General features: G+C 61.6%; 3 protein-coding genes. 1 reads left to right on the top strand and 2 read right to left on the bottom strand.

The window, feature by feature from the left end:
- Together rnhA and WCA53_RS32005 are read right to left on the bottom strand one after the other, a co-directional pair.
- A partial coding sequence (rnhA, locus tag WCA53_RS32010) for a ribonuclease HI (protein WP_423921221.1) occupies positions 1–367 on the bottom strand: 367 nt, incomplete at its 3' end.
- Entirely contained in the window at positions 367–1206 is an 840-nt protein-coding gene (locus WCA53_RS32005; protein ID WP_423921217.1) for a class I SAM-dependent methyltransferase, read from the bottom strand. The genes WCA53_RS32005 and rnhA, both read right to left, overlap by 1 nt.
- A gap of 18 nt (positions 1207–1224) precedes the next feature.
- Between WCA53_RS32005 and gloB the strand changes: the two genes are divergently transcribed.
- Positions 1225–1746, top strand: a 522-nt coding sequence (gloB, locus tag WCA53_RS32000; protein ID WP_423921212.1) for a hydroxyacylglutathione hydrolase, incomplete at its 3' end; no start/stop codon positions are given.

Raw genomic sequence — 1746 nt, 5'->3', positions numbered from 1 at the left:
ATTCGATCTGGTGCTGCACCACGAGCGCGTCAAGGCGCTTCCACAGATCGGCATTCTTGACCGGCGTCTTCGCGGCGGTCATCCAGTTCTTCTTTTTCCAGCCATGGATCCACTCGCTAATGCCTTTTTGCACATATTGCGAATCAGTATGGATCACCGCGCGACACGGCCGCTTCAGCGCCTCCAGCGCCGAAATCACGCCCATCAGTTCCATGCGGTTATTCGTGGTCGGCGTCTCGCCGCCAAACAGTTCCTTTTCCTGGTCCCCGAAACGTAACAGCGCGCCCCAGCCACCCGGGCCGGGATTGCCTTTGCAGGCGCCATCGGTATAAATGTCGATTACTTGTTCTTTGGATTCGGGAGTCATCAATGCTCGTTGCGTGTATGCGGCGAGGCGACCGGGGCGAGCCCCGGGGCGAGGGCGGGTTTCTTCAATCTGCGCGGTCCGATCAGGCGCATGCCGCGCACGCGCTTGATCGCGCTGATCATGTACGCCGCGCCGAAGATCGGCCACCAGCGGTCGCCGGCGGCTTCCATGAATTGATAGCGCGCGAGCCACTGGTCGGTAAGAAGGGGCGGACGATAGCAGCCGAAGCGTCCGCGTTCAAGGTCGAAGCCCAGCAGCTTGATCCAGTCCTTGATCCGCGTGAACGCGATCATGTCATGCGACGCCGGTACGAACGGCTTACCCGCAACCTTGCCGAGCGATTGCCGCGCGCCCCACAAACTGAGCGAATTGAAGCCGAGGATAATCAACTGGCCTTCGGGCATCAGCACGCGCTCGGCTTCGCGCAACAGCCTGTGCGGATCGCTGGTGAATTCGAGCGTATGCGGCATCACGAGCAAGTCGACGCTCTGCGCCTCGAACGGCAGGTCGAGCAAATCGCACCACACAGCACTGCGGCCCTCAGGCGCGTGCAATCCGCGGCTCGCCGACGGCAGCGACGTCACGCGAGCATTGGGCGCCACCTTCGGCGGCAATGTGTAGGGCGAACTTGCACCGCTCGCGGCGTCGAGTACCAGCCCGCGGCACGGCATGCGGTTCTCGCGCAGCGCGTCGAGTTGCGGCAAGCCGAGTTGCAGCGCGTGGTAGCCGAAAATATCCGATACCACCCGGTCGAGTTGCGCCTGTTCCCACGCCAGCACGTAACGGCCAGGCGCAGAATCGGTCCAGCTGGGCCAGTCTATAATCGTTCGCTCTGACATGTTCGGTTGAGTCGCCTTATGAAAACGCTTGAATACGTGCCGGTTCCGGCGTTCGAAGACAACTACATCTGGGTGGTCTCGGACGGACAGGATGCCGTCGTGGTCGACCCAGGCGACGCCGCGCCTGTAGAAGCTTATCTGACAAAACGCGGTTGGCGGCTAACCGCTATTTTACTCACGCACCACCATCACGACCACGTCGGCGGCGTCGCAAAACTGCTCGTTAGCCATTTAGCCGACCGGGAAATCCCGGTGATCGGCCCGGCTGGCGAGGCGATCGATCATTTGACCCGACGCGTCAAACAGGGCGATCGGGTGACGATTGCGAGTCCGGCAATGAGTTGCTCTGTCATCGACGTGCCCGGTCACACGGCGGGCCATATTGCGTATTTCCAGGAAGCCGACCCGGATGGCACGCCGCACCTTTTTTGCGGCGATACCCTATTTGCGAGCGGTTGCGGACGGCTATTCGAAGGTACGGCGGCACAAATGCTGACTTCGCTAGATTCGCTCGCCGCGCTGCCCGACGCCACCCTGGTC

The sequence above is a fragment of the Caballeronia sp. genome, from assembly GCF_049581465.1.
Taxonomy (GTDB): Bacteria; Pseudomonadota; Gammaproteobacteria; order Burkholderiales; family Burkholderiaceae; genus Caballeronia.
Note: the sequence above shows the minus strand (reverse complement) of the source record. Positions and strands in the feature narration are given on the sequence as shown.